The sequence below is a fragment of the Actinomycetospora callitridis genome, assembly GCF_028737265.1.
In the GTDB taxonomy this organism is placed as follows: Bacteria; Actinomycetota; Actinomycetes; order Mycobacteriales; family Pseudonocardiaceae; genus Actinomycetospora; species Actinomycetospora callitridis.
Genome location: NZ_JAQZAK010000006.1, coordinates 44204 through 60936, shown reverse-complemented (window position 1 = coordinate 60936; position 16733 = coordinate 44204). Strand labels below are relative to the sequence as shown.

Annotated in this window: 16 protein-coding genes; 9 read left to right on the top strand and 7 right to left on the bottom strand. The window is 75.1% G+C overall.

The features are described 5' to 3' along the window. Positions 1–4: 4 nt before the first annotated feature. Genes PH191_RS19270 through PH191_RS19255 form a run of 4 tightly spaced genes read right to left on the bottom strand, consistent with a single transcriptional unit; the run spans position 5 to position 4309 of the window. Positions 5–1024 carry a threonine aldolase family protein gene (locus PH191_RS19270; protein WP_274196246.1) on the bottom strand — a complete coding sequence of 340 codons (1020 nt, stop codon included), beginning with the start codon at positions 1022–1024 and terminating at the stop codon, positions 5–7. Further along, positions 1021–1458 (bottom strand): response regulator, encoded by a 438-nt coding sequence (locus PH191_RS19265; RefSeq protein WP_274196245.1) that lies wholly within the window; start codon positions 1456–1458, stop codon positions 1021–1023. The genes PH191_RS19270 and PH191_RS19265 overlap by 4 nt, the downstream gene beginning before the upstream one ends. Then, positions 1455–3125: a sensor histidine kinase gene (locus tag PH191_RS19260; protein WP_274196244.1), complete on the bottom strand. Its 1671-nt coding sequence runs from the start codon at positions 3123–3125 to the stop codon at positions 1455–1457. Before PH191_RS19260 ends, PH191_RS19265 begins: the two co-directional genes overlap by 4 nt. Continuing rightward, positions 3122–4309: a PP2C family protein-serine/threonine phosphatase gene (locus PH191_RS19255; RefSeq protein ID WP_274196243.1), complete on the bottom strand. Its 1188-nt coding sequence runs from the start codon at positions 4307–4309 to the stop codon at positions 3122–3124. The genes PH191_RS19260 and PH191_RS19255 overlap by 4 nt, the downstream gene beginning before the upstream one ends. Before the next feature lie 119 nt (positions 4310–4428). Between PH191_RS19255 and purB the strand changes: the two genes are divergently transcribed. The 3 genes from purB to PH191_RS19240 all read left to right on the top strand — a co-directional run bounded on the left by purB (position 4429) and on the right by PH191_RS19240 (position 7576). After that, positions 4429–5847 carry an adenylosuccinate lyase gene (purB, locus tag PH191_RS19250; protein WP_274196477.1) on the top strand — a complete coding sequence of 473 codons (1419 nt, stop codon included), beginning with the start codon at positions 4429–4431 and terminating at the stop codon, positions 5845–5847. Positions 5848–5871: 24 nt separating this feature from the next. Beyond that, positions 5872–6786: a phosphoribosylaminoimidazolesuccinocarboxamide synthase gene (locus PH191_RS19245; protein WP_274196242.1), complete on the top strand. Its 915-nt coding sequence runs from the start codon at positions 5872–5874 to the stop codon at positions 6784–6786. A 100-nt stretch (positions 6787–6886) separates the two neighbouring features. Then, a complete protein-coding gene (locus PH191_RS19240) occupies positions 6887–7576 on the top strand; it encodes a polysaccharide deacetylase family protein (RefSeq protein WP_274196241.1) in 690 nt (229 codons plus the stop codon). 6 nt (positions 7577–7582) lie between these two features. Here the strand turns inward: PH191_RS19240 and PH191_RS19235 are convergent, their stop codons facing one another. Further along, positions 7583–8218 carry an MBL fold metallo-hydrolase gene (locus tag PH191_RS19235; RefSeq protein WP_274196240.1) on the bottom strand — a complete coding sequence of 212 codons (636 nt, stop codon included), beginning with the start codon at positions 8216–8218 and terminating at the stop codon, positions 7583–7585. A gap of 43 nt (positions 8219–8261) precedes the next feature. Here PH191_RS19235 and purS point away from each other — a divergent pair, with 43 nt between their 5' ends. Together purS and purQ are read left to right on the top strand one after the other, a co-directional pair. Next, complete coding sequence (gene purS / locus PH191_RS19230) at positions 8262–8498, top strand: phosphoribosylformylglycinamidine synthase subunit PurS (protein ID WP_274188771.1); 237 nt, start codon at positions 8262–8264, stop codon at positions 8496–8498. Continuing rightward, the gene (purQ, locus tag PH191_RS19225) at positions 8495–9169 is read left to right on the top strand and encodes a phosphoribosylformylglycinamidine synthase subunit PurQ (protein WP_274196239.1); all 675 of its coding nucleotides are present in this window, start codon (positions 8495–8497) and stop codon (positions 9167–9169) included. Before purS ends, purQ begins: the two co-directional genes overlap by 4 nt. Here the strand turns inward: purQ and PH191_RS19220 are convergent. After that, positions 9153–9647 (bottom strand): hypothetical protein, encoded by a 495-nt coding sequence (locus PH191_RS19220; RefSeq protein ID WP_274196238.1) that lies wholly within the window; start codon positions 9645–9647, stop codon positions 9153–9155. The two genes, purQ and PH191_RS19220, sit on opposite strands and share 17 nt — an antisense overlap. A 351-nt stretch (positions 9648–9998) precedes the next feature. On the opposite strand from PH191_RS19220, the gene purL reads away from it, so the two are divergent. Further along, positions 9999–12296 (top strand): phosphoribosylformylglycinamidine synthase subunit PurL, encoded by a 2298-nt coding sequence (gene purL, locus PH191_RS19215; RefSeq protein ID WP_274196476.1) that lies wholly within the window; start codon positions 9999–10001, stop codon positions 12294–12296. Positions 12297–12330: 34 nt separating this feature from the next. On the opposite strand, the gene PH191_RS19210 is transcribed toward purL, so the two are convergent. Then, on the bottom strand, positions 12331–13041 hold the full coding sequence (locus tag PH191_RS19210; protein WP_274196237.1) for an SGNH/GDSL hydrolase family protein: 711 nt from the start codon (positions 13039–13041) through the stop codon (positions 12331–12333). A 158-nt stretch (positions 13042–13199) separates the two neighbouring features. Between PH191_RS19210 and PH191_RS19205 the strand changes: the two genes are divergently transcribed. The 3 genes from PH191_RS19205 (at position 13200) to PH191_RS19195 (ending at position 16723) form a co-directional block, all read left to right on the top strand. Next, the gene (locus tag PH191_RS19205) at positions 13200–13601 is read left to right on the top strand and encodes a sterol carrier family protein (protein WP_274196236.1); all 402 of its coding nucleotides are present in this window, start codon (positions 13200–13202) and stop codon (positions 13599–13601) included. Between the two features lie 82 nt (positions 13602–13683). Then, positions 13684–14490 (top strand): SAM-dependent methyltransferase, encoded by an 807-nt coding sequence (locus tag PH191_RS19200; protein ID WP_274196235.1) that lies wholly within the window; start codon positions 13684–13686, stop codon positions 14488–14490. Then, the gene (locus tag PH191_RS19195; RefSeq protein ID WP_274196234.1) at positions 14483–16723 is read left to right on the top strand and encodes a putative bifunctional diguanylate cyclase/phosphodiesterase; all 2241 of its coding nucleotides are present in this window, start codon (positions 14483–14485) and stop codon (positions 16721–16723) included. Before PH191_RS19200 ends, PH191_RS19195 begins: the two co-directional genes overlap by 8 nt. Positions 16724–16733: the final 10 nt, after the last annotated feature.

Sequence of the window (16733 nt, the reverse complement as noted above, 5' to 3'; positions counted from 1 at the left end):
CGCCTCAGGGCGCCGCGATCCCCGCGACGCGGTCGAGGACGCGGGTGATGTCGTCGTCGTCGACGTCCCGGTGGGTCACGAAGCGCACCCCGGGGCCGAACGGCACCGCGCGCACGCCCGCGGCGTCCAGCCCGGCGACGAGGGTCGCCGGGTCGGCGGTCGGGACGAGGACGATGTTGGTGTCCGGGGTCGTCGCCGGCCAGCCGAGGGCGCGCAGGCCCGCGGCGAGACGGGCGGCGCGGGCGTGGTCGGCGGAGAGGTCGCGGGCCTGGCCGAGTGCGACGAGCCCCGCGGCGCCCATGACGCCGCCCTGCCGGATGCCGCCGCCGAGCATCTTGCGCAGCCGCCAGGCCCGGTCGACGAACATCACCGAGCCCGCGACCACCGACCCCATCGGCGCGCCGAGACCCTTCGACAGGCACACGCTCACGGTGTCGGCGCCCGCCGTCAGCTCGTGCGGCGCGACCTCGAGCGCGGCCGCGGCGTGCCAGATCCGCGCGCCGTCGAGGTGCACGGCCAGCCCGGCGTCACGCGCCGCGGCCACCAGCGCGCGGTGCTCGTCGACGCCGGTGACGGCCCCGCCCGCGCCGTTGTGGGTGTTCTCGAGGCAGAGCAGCGACGTGCGCAGCCCGAAGTAGGGCCCGGCGGAGCCCGCGGCGCGCGTCACCGCGGCCGGTGTCGGGCGTCCGGGGCCGCCGTCGTGCTCGAGCGGCATCGGGAGCCCGCCGGCGAGCCACGCCGCGGTCCCGAGCTCGGCCTCGAGCACGTGCGCGCCGGCGGGCGCGAGGAACCTGTCACCGCGTGTCAGGTGGTGCATGAGCGCGATGGTGTTCGCCATGCAGCCGGTGGGCGTCCAGAGCGCGGCCTCGACGCCGAGCAGGTCGGCGACACGGGCCTGGAGCGCGCCGAGGGTCGGGTCGCCGTCGAGGACGTCGTCACCGACGTCCGCCCCGGCCATCGCCTCGCGCATGGCGGGCGAGGGCCGGGTGACCGTGTCGGAGCGCAGATCGATCGTCCCGCTCACTGCGGCAGCTTCACCACCGACACGAAGAAGTCGTCGATCTGGCGGATGACCTCGATGAAGCGCTCGAAGTCCACCGGCTTGGCCACGTACGCGTTGGCGTAGAGGTCGTAGCTGCGCAGGATGTCCTCCTCGGCCTGCGAGGTCGTCAGGACCACGATCGGGATGCTGCGCAGCGTCGGGTCGTTCTTGACCTCCTCCAGCACCTCGCGGCCGTCCTTGCGCGGCAGGTTCAGGTCGAGCAGCACCAGACCGGGGCGGGGCGCGTCGGCGAACTCGCCCTCGCGGCGCAGGAACGCGAGCGCCTCGACGCCGTCGGAGACGACGTGCAGCTGGTTGCGCAGCTTGTGGTGCTCGAACGCCTCCTGGGTCATCAGGACGTCGCCCGGGTCGTCCTCGACCAGCAGGACGTGGATCTCGTCGGCGGGGTCGGTCACGGAGCGGCCTCCTGGTCGGGCCCGGGCCGGGGCGCGGGCTCGGGGTCGGTATCGGGGTCGGTCAGGGCGGGCAGGGCCACGACGAAGGTGGTGCCGGGGGTGGCGTCGGTGTCGAGCCACATCGAGCCGTCGTGGTGCTCGAGGATCTTCCGGCACATGGCCAGCCCGATCCCGGTGCCGGGATAGGTGTTCCGCCCGTGCAGGCGCTGGAAGATGACGAAGATCCGCTCGGCGTACTCCGGGTCGATCCCGATCCCGTTGTCGCGGAAGCGCAGCAGCCAGCGGTCGCCGTCCCGCTCGGCGTCGACGCGCACGCGGGGCGGGTCCTCGCCCCGGAACTTCAGCGAGTTGCCGAGCAGGTTCTGGAACACCGTGGTGAGCAGCGCCGGTGCGCCGTGCACCCGGGGCAGGTCGCCGTGCTCGACGGCGCCGCCGGACTCCTCGAGGGCTCCGGCGACGTTCTCGGCGGCCCGGTCGACGAGCCGGTTGAGGTCCACCGTCTCCATCGCGTCGCCCTGGCGGCCCACTCGCGAGAAGGCGAGCAGGTCGTTGATCAGCACCTGCATCCGCTTGGCGCCGTCGCTGGCGAACTCGATGTACTGGTCGGCGCGCTCGTCGAGCTGGCCGGCGTAGCGGCGCTGCAGCAGCTGGCAGAAGCTCGCCACCTTGCGCAGCGGCTCCTGCAGGTCGTGCGAGGCGACGTAGGCGAACTGCTCGAGGTCGGAGTTCGAGCGTGCGAGCTCCCGGCTGCGGGTGTCGAGCTCCTGGCGGGCCCGTTCGGTGTCGGCCAGCTCGCGCACGATGAGCACGCGCATCGCCTCGACGTCCTCGCCGAGCTCGGTGATCTCGCGCGGGCCGGCGGCGAGCACCTGGTGGTCGAGGTCGCCGTCCGCCACCTGCCGGACCTCGCGAGCGAGGCGGTGCGTCGGCGCGACCACGACCCGGCGCAGCCACTCCAGCAGCGCCAGGACGCCGAGTGCGACCACCACCAGGGTCACCGCGCCACCGACGGCGAGCGTGTCGGCCGCGCCGTCGAGGCCGTCGCGCGCGTCGTTGCGCAGCTCGAACAGCCGCGTGCGCTGGGCGTCGAGCGCGGCCCGGACCTGGTCGAAGGCCACCTTCCCGACCTCGATCGACGGGCCGGGGACGCCCAGTCCGGCGGCGGCGATCGAGGGCTCGGCGTACGTCGTGCGCCATTGCGCGATGGCCTGCTCGACGGCCTCGAGCTGCGCGAGCGCCTCGGGCCGGCCCCCGACGAGCGCGCGGAGCCCGGCGACCAGCTCGGCCTCGTCGGCGCGTCCGCGGGTGTAGGGGTCGAGGAGCTCGGGGCGCGGCAGGAGGACGTAGCCGCGGACCCCGGTCTCCTGGTCGACGGTGGCGGCGTCGAGCTGCTGGGCGGTGAGCAGGGCGGGGTCGAGGCGGTCCACGAGCTCGGCGCGCTGCCCGGACAGGGCCGTCAGCCCGGCGATCCCGACGAGGAGCGCGACCAGGAGCAGGACCCCGAGCGCGGCGCCGGTGACCAGCAGGATGCGCTGCAGCGGCCAGCGGCTCAGGCCGTCGCGGCGGCGTCGGCGCGGACGGGGGACCGGCGCGGCCGCCGGGGGCCCGTCGTCGACGTCCGGCGTGGCGTCGGTGGTGTCCTCGGCGATCCCGGTGGGCGCGCTCACTTGTCGGACACCAGCAGCACGGCGGCCACGTCGTCGGGTCGCGCCGTCGACAGGGACCGCACCCGCTCCATCACGGCGTCCAGCATCGTCCCCGGGTCGTCCCGCCACGGCGCCGGGCCCGCGGTGACCTCGCGCAGGAGGTCCAGGAGGCCGTCGGTCCACAGGACGTCGCCGGAGACCTGCCGGCCCTCGATGAGCCCGTCGGTGTAGAGCAGCAGCGCCCACTTCTTGGGCAGCTCGACCTCGAGCGGCGTCCAGGACGCGCCGTCGCCCACGCCCAGCGGCAGGCCGAGACGTTCGGTCGAGAGCATCGACGTGTCCTGCCCCTCGCCGACGAGCACGGGCGGCGGGTGCCCCGCGAGCCGCAGCGTCATCCGCTCCCGCCCCGGCTCGACGGTCGCGGTGGCGAGCGTGGTGAACAGCGTGGGCTGGTTGCGCTCGTGCACCAGCAGCTCGTGCATCGTCGGCAGCACCCGGTCGGGGTCGATCCCGCTGAGCACCAGCGTGCGCCACGCGATCCGCAGGCTCACCCCGAGGGCGGCCTCGTCGGGCCCGTGCCCGCAGACGTCCCCGATGACCGCGTGCAGCGTGCCGTCGTTGCCCTCGACGACGTCGTAGAAGTCGCCGCCCAGCAGCGTCTGCTCGGTGCCGGGCTCGTAGCGGGCGAGGACCCGCACCTCCGGGTCCCCGATCAGCGGGGTGGGGAGCAGGCCGCGCTCCAGGCGGGCGTTCTCGTCGGCGCGCAGCCGGGCGTCGCGCAGCGCCCGGCGCACCCGGTCGGAGCGGCGGCGCTCGACGGCGTAGCGCACGGCCCGGGCCAGCGAGGGGCCGTCGACGAGGTCCTTGACCAGGTAGTCCTGCGCTCCGACCCCCACGGCGTCGGCGCCGAGCTGCTCGTCGCGCAGGCCCGTGAGCACGAGCACGGCCGGGCCGTCGGTGTAGAGCAGGCGGCGCAGGCCCTCGAAGCCGTGGGCGTCGGGCAGGGCCAGGTCGAGCAGCACGCAGTCGACGGCCTCCGGGTCGTGCAGCGCGGCCTCGGCGTCGGCGAGCGACTCGGCGCGCTGGAGGTCGACGGCGAGGTCGGCGTCGGTGAAGTGCTCGGTGACCAGGACGGCGTCGGCGTCATCGTCCTCGACGAGCAGCACCCGCAACGGGGCGGACACGTCCGGCTCCACCGGCTCCATGAGCCCCTCCTCCCCGGTCACGGCTCAGCGGGAACGGTAGCCGTTGGTGACACCGGGCCGACCGCGGGCGCGGTCCGTGCGCCGACAGGGGCCGTAGGCTCGGCCAGGTGAGTGCACCGATGGTCCCGAACGTGCTCGCCGGGCGGTACGCCTCTCCCGCGCTGACGGCGCTGTGGTCGCCCGAGCGCAAGGTCACCCTCGAGCGCGAGCTGTGGATCGCGGTGCTCGCCGCGCAGGCCGAGCTCGGGGTCGACGTCCCCGACGGTGTCCTCGACGACTACCGCGCCGTGGTCGACCACGTCGACCTCGACTCCATCGCCACCCGCGAGCGGGTCACGCGTCACGACGTCAAGGCGCGCATCGAGGAGTTCGACGCGCTCGCCGGGCACCAGCACGCGCACAAGGGCATGACCAGCCGCGACCTCACCGAGAACGTCGAGCAGCTGCAGGTCCGGGACTCGCTGCGCCTCGTCGCCGAGAAGACCGTCGCGGTCCTCGCCCGCCTCGCGCGCCGGGCCGGCGAGTACTCCGAGCTGGTCATGGCCGGGCGCAGCCACAACGTCGCCGCGCAGGCCACGACGCTCGGCAAGCGCTTCGCCTCGGCCGCCGACGAGACGCTGGTGGCGCACCGCCGGGTCACCGAGCTGATCGCCCGCTACCCGCTGCGCGGGATCAAGGGGCCGGTCGGCACCGCCCAGGACATGCTCGGGCTGCTCGGCGGGGACGCCGGGAAGCTCGCCGAGCTCGAGCGCCGGGTCGCCGAGCACCTGGGCTTCTCCGAGGTCCTCACGAGCGTCGGGCAGATCTACCCGCGCTCGCTGGACCAGGACGTGCTCACCGCGCTGGTGCAGCTCGCGGCGGGCCCGTCGTCGCTGGCCACCACGATTCGCCTCATGGCCGGGCAGGAGCTCGTGACCGAGGGGTTCCAGGCGGGCCAGGTTGGCTCGAGCGCCATGCCGCACAAGATGAACACCCGCTCCTGCGAGCGCGTCAACGGCCTGGCCGTGGTGCTGCGCGGCAACGCGGCGATGGTCTCCGAGCTGGCCGGCGGCCAGTGGAACGAGGGCGACGTCTCCGACTCCGTGGTGCGCCGCGTCGCGCTGCCCGACGCGTTCTTCGCGATCGACGGCCTGCTCGAGACGATCCTGACCGTCCTCGACGAGTTCGGCGCCTACCCCGCGGTGATCGCCCGCGAGCTCGACCGGTTCCTGCCGTTCCTCGCGACCACGGCCGTGCTGATGGGCGCGGTGCGCGCCGGGGTGGGCCGCGAGACCGGCCACGAGATCATCTCCGAGCACGCCCGCGCCGTGGCGCTGGACATGCGCGAGAAGGGCGCCGACGGCAACGACCTGCTCGCCCGGCTCGGCGGCGACGCCCGCCTCGGCCTCTCCGCCGGCGACCTCGACGCCGCCGTGGGTGACCCGCGGGCCTTCGTCGGGGCCGCGGGCGCGCAGGTCGCGGAGATCACCCGACGGGTGGACGCGCTCGTGGCGCAGCATCCCGACGCCGCGGGCTACACGCCGTCACCGATTCTCTAGGCCGATCCTCTAGCCTCCCGGCCCGTGGTCTCCCTCGCCGACTATCGGCACGTCGCCTCCGGCAAGGTCCGTGACCTCTACGAGGTCGACGACGAGACGCTGCTGCTCGTCGCGTCGGACCGGATCTCGGCGTTCGACCACGTCCTGCCGACGCCCATCCCGGACAAGGGGCGGGTGCTGACGGCGATGAGCGTGTTCTGGTTCGAGCTGCTCAGCGGCCCGGACGTCGCCGCGCCGCCGGTGGGCCACCACCTGATCGCCGCCCGCGACGACCGCATCCCCGACGAGGTCCGCGGCCGCGCGCTGCTCGTGCGCCGGCTGGAGATGATCCCGGTCGAGTGCGTCGCCCGCGGCTACCTGGCGGGCTCGGGCACGGCCGACTACCGCCGCGACGGGGCCATCTGCGGTGTCGCGCTGCCCGCGGGGCTGGAGGAGGCGAGCATGCTGCCGGCGCCGATCTTCACACCGGCGACGAAGGCCGCGCAGGGCGAGCACGACGAGAACGTCAGCTTCGAGGCCGTCGCCGCGCAGGTGGGGGCGGAACTCGCCGGCGCGCTGCGCGACCAGACCCTCGCCATCTACGCGCGCGGCTCGGCCTACGCCGCCTCGCGCGGGCTGATCCTCGCCGACACGAAGCTCGAGTTCGGCCTCTCGCCCGACGGCGCGCTGGTCCTCGGCGACGAGGTGCTCACCCCGGACTCGTCGCGCTTCTGGCCCGCCGAGGGCTACGCGCCGGGGTCGGTGCCGCCCTCGTTCGACAAGCAGTACGTCCGCGAGTGGCTGACCTCACCCGCCTCGGGCTGGGACCGCGACTCGGGCGAGGCCCCGCCGCCCCTGCCGGACGAGGTGATCGAAGCCACGCGGGCGCGCTACGTCGAGGCCTACACCCGGTTGACGGGGCGGGAGTGGCCCCCCCGCCATGTGATCGTCGCCGTGTGACTGACCTGCGTCGATGCCGGCGTGAGGCCGTCGTCCACCCGAGCCGCGGTGTTCACCCCCCGGACGCACGGGCGGCACCTCCGACTGGCCTCATGGGGGCGTGACTCCCCGCCTGATCGTCTCCGTCTCCGGCCTCGGGCCCGGTGCGCCGCTGACGGCTGCCGTCGCGCTCGCCGACGCCCTCGACGCCCGTCGCGTGCCAGCGACCTGGCTGATCGGCCCGCAGCCCCACCCCGAGGTCGCTGCCTGGGCCACCGCCCGGCGCCGGGTGGGCGACGCGGTGCTGCTGCACGGCACACGGACCGACCTCGCGGCCGGGCGTCCCTACCGTCGCCTGCCCGCGCACGAGGCCGGCCTGCGCCTCGCGGCCGCGCTCCGGAGCCGCGACGCCCTCGGCCTGGCCGTCGACGGGTTCGCCGCCCCGGGGTGGTCGACCTCGGACGGCACCCGGACCGCTCTCGCCGCCGCCGGCGTGGGCCTGGTGCTCGACGACGTCGGGGTGCACCGTCTCGCCGCCGCCGGCGCGGTCGCCACCTCGTGGCGGGGCCCCGTGACCGGCCCGGAAGCGGGCGCACCGCGTCGTGGCCGTCCGACCCGTCGGCGCACCGAGCCCGGGCTCGTCCACCTCGCGCTGCGCGCCGGCACGCCCGCGGCGACCGCCGGTGCGCTCGTCGACGACGCCCTGGCCGGGGGCGCGACGCCGCTGGGCGCGGGCGAGCTCGTCGGGCGCCGTTCACCGCGCCGCACCGGCGCCGCCGGCAACCCGGAGGACTGGTCGATCACGGCGTGAGGCGCCTCACGTGGCGAACGCCACCCCGCGCGGGGCGATCCGGACGTCGGTGCCCCGCGGTCCGAGGTTCGAGAACAGGTTGTAGTGCAGGTCCGGGTTCGCCAGCACGGCCTCGTGGATCGGCACGGCGAGCGGCGGGGCCACGGCGCGCAGGTAGTCGACGGCCTCGGAGGCCTTGAGCCACGGCGCGGCAGTGGGCAGCAGCAGGACGTCCGGGGTGCGCTCGGGGACGGTGAACACGTCGCCGGGGTGCAGCACGCTGCCGTCGATCAGGTAGCCGTTGTTGGCGATGGTCGGGATGTCGGGGTGGATCACCGCGTGCTCGCCACCGCCGACGACCTCGACCGTCGCGCCGCCCACCGTGAACGTCTCCCCGGGCTCGCGGACGGTGTGGGCGATCTCCCGCTCGCCCAGCTGCTCGGCGGTGCCGGTGTCGACGACCAGCTCCGCGCCGGGGTTCTGCGCCAGGAGGGCGGGCAGCTTGTCCAGGTCGAGGTGGTCGAAGTGCTGGTGGGTGATCAGGACGGCGTCGAGACCCTCGAGGGTCTCGTAGCCCGAGGAGAAGGCGCCCGGATCGAGCAGGATCCGGGCCGAGCCGGTGTCCGCCACGACGCAGGCGTGGCCGAGGTGCACGAGTTCCACGCCATCGCCGTTCCCCGCGCGGCGCACCGGTAACCTGGTCGGTGTGGCTCGCGTGATCGTCGACGTCCTTCCGAAGGCCGAGATCCTCGACCCCCAGGGTCAGGCGGTGGCCCGGGCGATGGGGCGTCTGGGGGTCGACGGCGTCGCCGACGTCCGCCAGGGCAAGCACTTCGAGCTGGAGGTCGACGACACCGTCGACGACGCCGCGCTCGAACGCATCGCCGGCTCGCTGCTGGCGAATCCGGTGATCGAGGAGTGGGTCGTGCGGAGGGTCCAGTGAGCCGTATCGGGGTCATCACGTTCCCGGGGACGCTCGACGACGTCGACGCCGCCCGCGCCGTGCGCTACGCGGGCGGCGAGCCCGTCGCGCTCTGGCACGACGACGCCGATCTCAAGGGTGTCGACGCCGTGGTGGTGCCGGGTGGCTTCTCCTACGGCGACTACCTGCGGGCCGGCGCCATCGCCGCGCGCTCGCCGGTGATGGGCCCCGTCGTCGAGGCGGGCCGGGCCGGGATGCCGGTGCTCGGCATCTGCAACGGGTTCCAGATCCTCTGCGAGGCGGGCCTGCTGCCGGGCGCGCTCGTGCGCAACCACGGCCTGCGGTTCGTGTGCCGCGAGGTGGGGCTGCGCGTGGAGGCCGACACCGCGTGGACATCGTCGTTCGCGGTCGGCCAGGACATCCGCGTGCCGCTGAAGTCGGGCGAGGGGCGCTACGTCGCCGACGCCGCGACCCTCGACGCCCTCGAGGGCGAGGGCCGCGTGGTGTTCCGCTACACCGAGCCCGCGCCCAACGGCGCGCTGCGCGACATCGCGGGCATCAGCTCGGCCGACGGGCGCGTGGTCGGCCTCATGCCGCACCCCGAGCACGCCATCGACGCGCTCACCGGCCCCGGCACCGACGGCCTGGGCCTGTTCACCTCCGTCTTGACGAGGCTCACGGCAGCAGCGTGACCCGGAGCTCCCAGAGGTCGGCGTAGACCATCAGCATCTGGCCGCCGAGGTGCAGCACGAGTCCGCGCATCTCGTCGGGGTGCTCGACGTGGGTGAGCAGGCGCGACACGTCCTCGATCGCCTCGCCGACCACCCCGTGGAACGGGGCCGCCGCGCTGACGTCGTGCCCCCCCGGCTCGGTGGGCTGCACGGCGGGGAGCAGCGGCACCACCGTGTCGCCGCGGGCCCCCGGGGCGAGGGCGAGGACGACGACACCCCCGGAGCCGTCGTCGACGAGGAACTCGAGCATGCCGGCGGAGGCGTCGACGTGCGGGCGGACGCTCTCGGGGACGCGCCCGGCGAGCTCGAGGTCGTGACGGCGGACCCCGATCAGCTCGCGGTCGAGCACCAGGCCGAGCCGGGCGAGCGGATCGGCGGTCGACGCGGGCGCGTCGTCCGACGTCGCACCGGCGGCCGGGGAGACGGAGGCGGTGGTCATGGCTCCATGATGTATCGAGGGTCCGACACCCCCGGGTATTGCACGACACGCCCGCACCGTGTCGCGGCGAAACGACCGTGTTGGCCCATGAACGGCCATCCGATCGAGCTAACGGCCCAGCCAACTCCACCTAGTGGCGGTGCGCACGGTGGGCGTGTGGTGGACAGCGCCGTGTGGAGTCGGTGACATCGGCGGATCACCGTTTGTCGACCGCACGTCGTGGGTAGCGGCACGCTCACCGCGGCTGGGGTCCTCGGGAGCCCTTGGTGAGGCCCTGCGCACGGGCCCGGGAGCCGGTCCGCGCGGGCGCCTACCCTCGGAGGGGTGCCCGTTCCCGCCGGTCCGGCCCCTGTGAACCCCGTCCCCGAGGCGCCCCCGGCCCTCCCGCCCGTCGACGACGTCGCGCACGCCGAGGCGACGCCCGACGAGCCCCAGCCGCACGCCGCCCTCGGCCTGCGTGACGAGGAGTACGCCCGCATCCGGGAGATCCTCGGTCGTCGGCCCACCGAGGCCGAGCTCGCCATGTACTCGGTGATGTGGTCGGAGCACTGCTCCTACAAGTCCTCGAAGGTCCACCTGCGCCGCTTCGGCGAGACGACCACCGAGGCGATGCGCGCACGCCTGCTCGCCGGCATCGGCGAGAACGCGGGCGTCGTCGACGTCGGCGACGGCTGGGCCGTCACCTTCAAGATCGAGTCGCACAACCACCCCTCGTACGTCGAGCCGCACCAGGGCGCGGCCACCGGGGTCGGCGGCATCGTGCGCGACATCATGGCGATGGGCGCGCGTCCGGTCGCCGTCATGGACGGCCTGCGCGTCGGCCCGCTCGACGCCCCCGACACCGCCCGGGTGCTGCCCGGCGTCGTCTCCGGCGTCGGCTTCTACGGCAACTGCCTCGGCCTGCCCAACATCGGCGGCGAGGTCGTCTTCGACCCGAGCTACTCGGGCAACCCGCTGGTCAACGCCCTGTGCGTCGGCGTGCTGCGCCACGAGGACCTGCACCTGGCGTTCGCCTCCGGCGCCGGCAACAAGATCGTGCTCTTCGGGGCCCGCACGGGCCTCGACGGCATCGGCGGGGTCTCGGTGCTCGCCTCGGAGACCTTCGTGGAGGGCACCGGGCGCAAGAAGCTGCCCAGCGTCCAGGTCGGCGACCCGTTCGCCGAGAAGGTCCTCATCGAGTGCTGCCTCGAGCTCTTCGGCGGCGGGCTGGTCGTCGGCATCCAGGACCTCGGCGGCGCCGGGCTGTCCTGCGCGACGAGCGAGCTCGCGAGCGCGGGCGACGGCGGCATGCACGTCGACCTCGACACCGTCCCGCTGCGCGCGGAGAACATGACCGCCGCCGAGATCCTCTCCAGCGAGTCGCAGGAGCGGATGTGTGCGGTGGTCACGCCCGAGAACGTCGACGCCTTCATGGCCGTCTGCCGGCGCTGGGACGTCACGGCGACCGTGATCGGCGAGGTCACCGACGGCGACCGCCTGCGGATCACCCACCGGGGCGAGACGGTGGTCGACGTCCCGCCGCGCACCGTCGCCCACGACGGACCGGTCTACGAGCGGCCCTACGTCCGCCCGGCCTGGCAGGACGCGCTGCAGGCGGACGGCGTCGGGGAGCGTGCCCGTCCGTCGGCGCCCGCGGAGCTGGCCGCCCAGGTCCGTGACCTCGTGGCGTCGCCTGCGCTCGCCGCGCGGACGTGGGTCACCGAGCAGTACGACCGCTACGTCCGCGGCAACACGACCTCCGCGACGCCCGCCGACGCCGGTGTGGTCCGGGTGGACGAGGCCAGCGGGCGCGGGGTCGCGGTGTCGATCGACGCCAACGCCCGCTTCTGCCAGCTCGACCCGCGCGCCGGGGCCCAGCTCGCCCTTGCGGAGTCGATGCGCAACGTCGCGTCCTCGGGCGCGGTCCCGGTCGCGGTCACCGACTGCCTGAACTTCGGCTCGCCGGAGGACCCGGCCGTCATGTGGCAGTTCGCGGAGGCCGTCGGGGGGCTCGCGGACGCCTGCGCGGCGCTGGGCCTGCCCGTCACCGGCGGGAACGTCAGCTTCTACAACCAGACCGGGAGCGCGGCGATCCTGCCGACTCCGGTGGTCGGGGTGCTCGGCATCCTCACCGACGTCACGCGGGCGGTGCGCCACGGCCTCGGCCCGGAGGGCCACGCCGTCTGGCTGCTCGGCGAGACCCGCGACGAGCTCGACGGGTCGGCGTGGGCCGGTGTCGTGCACGACCACCTCGGCGGGCGGCCCCCGCAGGTCGACCTCGCCGCCGAGTCGCGCCTCGCCGCGCTCATGGCGTCGGCGGGCGCCGACGGCCTGCTCTCGGGCGCCCACGACCTCTCCGACGGCGGGCTGGCGCAGGCCCTCGTCGAGGCGTCGCTCGCCACCGGGCGCGGTGCGCGGGTCACCCTGCCCCCGGCGCCGGGCCTGGACCCCGCCGCGGTCCTGTTCTCCGAGACCGGGGCACGGATGCTCGTCACCGTCGCCCCCGGCGACGAGGCCGAGCTCGCCCGGCGCTGCGCCGACGCCGGCCAGGCGGCCGCGCGCCTCGGCGAGGTCGGCGGCGAGGTGCTCGAGATCGAGGGCGTCGACCCGCTCCCGGTCGCCGAGCTCCGCGCGCTCTCCGAGGCGACCCTCCCGGCGGCGCTCGACTGACCCGGTGGTGCAGCGAACGCGCGGTTCGCTGCTTCTACGCGCGCGAACTCCCCGTTCGCTCGCCCAGCGCCTCGACGAACGCGCGTCCGTAGCGCCGGTAGCCGCGGCCGTTGGGGTGGGCGAGGTCGGGCCCCGCCTCCCAGACCCGGATCCGGTGCGTCGCGGCCTCGAGCGCCACGGGTCGCAGCCCGGGGTGGGCGGCGACGACCTCGCGGGCGACGGCGGACAGGCGCATCCCGCGCTCCTGCACGACGCCCCGCTGCAGGTCCGGGACGTCGGCCACGAGCGCGCCGGCGGGCAGCGCGGCGCAGAGCGCGTCGAGGTCGCGCCGGTACTCCGGCACCGGGACGTCCTGCGCGGCGTCGTTGGTGCCGACGGCGAGGGCGACGATCGCCGCGGGGTTGGTGAACGCCTCGGGCGGCACGGCCGGGAGCTGGTCGGCGAGGACATCGGCCGCCGTCGCCCCGACGACGCCCAGGTTCACCACCCGGACGCGGGCCCCGTCGCGCGCCTCGATCGCGTCGGCCAGCCGGCCCGCCCAGGACCGCTCGGGGTGCGCGGCGCCGAGCCCCTGGGCCAGCGAGTCGCCGAGCGCCACGAGCAGGAGGTCCCCGGGGCTGCGTCCGCGCCGGCGCCAGTAGGCGGCGTGATCGCGCTCCATGGTCGTGGCGAGCCACAGGCGGCGGGCCTGCACCGCGGCGAACCCGAGGAACCCGGCGAGGACGAGGGAGCGGACGCGCGGCACGGATCGGCACCGTAGCCGCGCGGGGTGCGGGCGCCGTCCCGTGGTCGACGAGCCCACACGGTCACCTCGGAGATCGACATCGACCACCTGGGCTGGTCGACCGGCAAGCCACCACAGCCGCCGCGCCGGTGCCCCCGCCGTCGCTACCCTGGACGACCGTGCCCCGACGAGCCCCCGACCCCGCGCAAGTGCGGGCCGAGCTGCTGGCCGTCGCCGGCTGGGTCCGCGACCCCGAGGGCGTCGAGCGCCCGCCACGTCCCGCGCTCGCCGCCGCGGTGCGCTCCTCGCTGCGCACGCTGGAGCACCACGCCCCCGGCCACTCGGTGGAGGTCCGCGTGCCGCCGTTCGGCGCGGTGCAGTGCGTCGAGGGCCCGCGCCACACCCGGGGCACGCCGCCCAACGTCGTCGAGACCGACCCGGCGACGTGGCTCGCCCTCGCGCTCGGGCTGACGACGTGGGACGCCGCGGCCGACCGCGTGACGGCGTCGGGGCACCGCGCGGCGGAGATCGCCCGATGGCTCCCGGTGGTGGACGTTCATCGAACGTGTGAGAACGACTGAGCCGACCCGGTAGCACCCGTACCATGCCGATGACCGGAACGTGACCGACACCGGCGGTGGCGGTCGACGGAGAGGGGACCGGGTGCAGCGGCCGAGCTGGGCTCCCGAGGAGATCGACGTCGACCGACCGAGTGCGGCCCGGGTGTACGACTTCTACCTCGGTGGCCTGCACAACTTCTCGGCCGACCGCGAGATGGCGGCCCGGGCCGTCGCCGACTGGCCCGAGCTGCCGCGCATCATGCAGGCCAACCGGGCGTTCCTGCGGCGGGCCGTGCGCCACCTCGCCGCGCAGGGCATCGACCAGTTCCTCGACATCGGGTCCGGGATCCCCACGGCCGGCAACGTCCACGAGGTCGCCCAGGCGGCGCTGGGCGAGGCCCGCGTCGTCTACGTCGACATCGACCCGATCGCCGTCGCGCACGCCCGGGCCCTGCTCGCCGACGACCCCACCACGGGCGTCGTCGAGGCCGACTTCACCGACCCCGCGTCCGTGCTCGACGACCCGGTGACGCGCTCGCTGATCGACTTCTCCCGGCCGGTCGGGGTGCTCGTCGTCGCGCTGCTGCACTTCGTCGGCGACGACCAGCGTCCGGGCGAGGTGCTGGCCCGGTACCGCGAGGTCATGGCCCCGGGCAGCTACCTGGTCCTGAGCCACGCCAGCGCCGACGGCGCCCCGGAGCGCGCGGACGAGCACCGGGCGCTCTACCGCCGCACCGCCACCCCGATGACCATGCGCTCCCGCGACGAGGTCGCCGGGCTCCTCGAGGGGTTCACCCTCGTCGAGCCGGGGATCGTGTACCTCCCGCAGTGGCGTCCCGACGACCCGTCGGCGCCGCTGGAGAACCCGGAACGGTTCACCGGCCACGCCGCCGTGGGTCGTCGTGACTGAGCGACGGGCGGCGGGGCCCGCGCCCCCGGACCGCGACACGCTCGACGTGCTCGCCGCCCGGTGGGCCGAGGAGGTCGAGGGCACGAGCTACGTGCCGATGGCCGCCGACGAGCTGCAGGAGCACCTGCTCGAGCTCGCCGGCCTCGTCGTCGAGGCCGTCCGCGCCGAGCCGCCCCGCCCCGAGGTGGGGGCCGAGGTCGGCCGGCGCCTCGTCGCGGCGCACTTCACGGGCCCCTCGACGCTGGAGCGCACGGTGGTGCTGCTCGCGGAGCGGCTGCCCCTGCTCTACGGCCCCGAGGTGCGCCCGGCCGTGCACGCGCTCACCGGGGCGCTGGCCGCCGGCTACGCCGCCACGCTGCGCGACCGCACCCTCGACGAGCAGGAGGCGATCCGGCGGGCCGTGCTCGTCGCGCGCCAGCACACCGAGCAGGCCCTGCACGCCAGCGAGGCCCGGTTCCGCGCGATGTTCCACGAGGCCGCGATCGGGATCGGCCTCGGCGACATGAAGGGGCGGATCCTCGAGGTCAACCCGGCCATGACGCGGATGTTCGGGCACACCGCCGACGAGTTCCGGGAGCTCACCGTCGGCGAGCTGGCCCACCCCGACGACGCCCCCGCCGTGTGGCGGCTCTACGAGCGCCTGCTGCGCGGCGAGCTGGACAACTTCCGCATCGAGAAGCGCTTCTTCCGCCGCGACGGCGAGGTGATCGTCGGGCACCTGACGCTCTCGCTGGTGCGCGACGAGGAGGGCAAGCCGTCCTACCAGCTGGCGATGCTCGAGGACGTCTCCGAGCGGCACCGCCTGCAGCAGCACCTGACCTACCAGGCCTACCACGACCCGCTGACCACGCTGGCCAACCGCGCGCGCTTCACCGAGCGCCTCGAGAGGGTCTTCGCCGACGCCGGGCCGCACTCCACGCGGCGGGTCGGGGTCTGCTACCTCGACCTCGACGGCTTCAAGACCATCAACGACAGCCTCGGCCACCACATCGGCGACCTCATGCTCCAGGAGGTGGCCCGCCGGCTCGGCGCCTGCGCCGGCGAGGGCGAGCTCGTGGCCCGCACCGGGGGCGACGAGTTCGTCGTGCTGGTCGAGGACTCCCAGGGTGTCGACCGCCTGGTGGGCCTCGCCGACCGCGTGCTCGCGGCCCTCGCCCCGCCGCTGCGCCTGGCCGGCCAGGAGCTCGCCGTCGGCGCGAGCATCGGCGTCGTCGAGCAGGCCGTCACCGACACCACCGCCAGCGAGCTCATGCGCGCGGCGGACATCACGCTCTACACGGCCAAGGCGGAGGGGCGCGGTCGCTGGGCGGTGCACGACCCGGACCGTGACGAGGCCGAGACCGCGCGGTTCACGCTGTCCGCGGCCCTGCCCATGGCGGTCGCCCACGACGAGTTCTTCGTGCTCTACCAGCCGCTGGTCTCGCTGTCCGACCACCGCGTCCGCGGCGTCGAGGCGCTGGTGCGCTGGCAGCACCCCCGCCTCGGGGTGCTCTCGCCCGCGCTGTTCATCGGGCCCGCCGAGGAGACCGGGGTCATCGTGCCGCTGGGGCGCTCCGTGCTCGAGACCGCCTGCCGTGACGCCCGCGACTGGCACGCCGAGTTCGGGTCGGCCGCCCCGTTCGTCAGCGTCAACGTCGCCCCGCGCCAGCTCCACGAGCCGGGCCTGGTCGCGGAGGTGGCCGCCCTGCTCGACCGCACCGGCCTGCCGCCCGACCGCCTGCAGGTGGAGCTCACCGAGCGGGCGCTCACCACCGACGAGGGCGCCCCGCTCAAGGCCCTCGACGGGCTGCGCGCGATGGGCGTCCGGATCGCCGTCGACGACTTCGGCACCGGCTACTCGAACCTCTCCTACCTGCGCAAACTGCCCGTCGACGTGATCAAGCTCGACGGGTCGTTCGGCGAGGGGCTGCGGGAGGAGGAGCTCTACGACGAGGTCGACGAGCGGATCGTGGGGACGCTGGTCGACCTCGGCCACGCGCTGGACCTGACGGTCACCGCCGAGGGTGTCGAGACCGCGGCGCAGGCCGCGCGCCTGCGCGAGCTCGGGTGCGACGAGGGCCAGGGCTGGCTGTTCGCGCCCGCGCTGCCCGCCGGGGACGTCGCCACGATGCTGCGGCGCGGGGAGCCGCTGGGCGAACTGACCACCGCCTCACCGTCGAGGCCGGCCGCGCTGAGAGCGGGATCGCGTCCCCGACGCCGCGCGGGGCCCCGCCGGGACGGTCGGGGCGCGTAGGGTTGGCAGC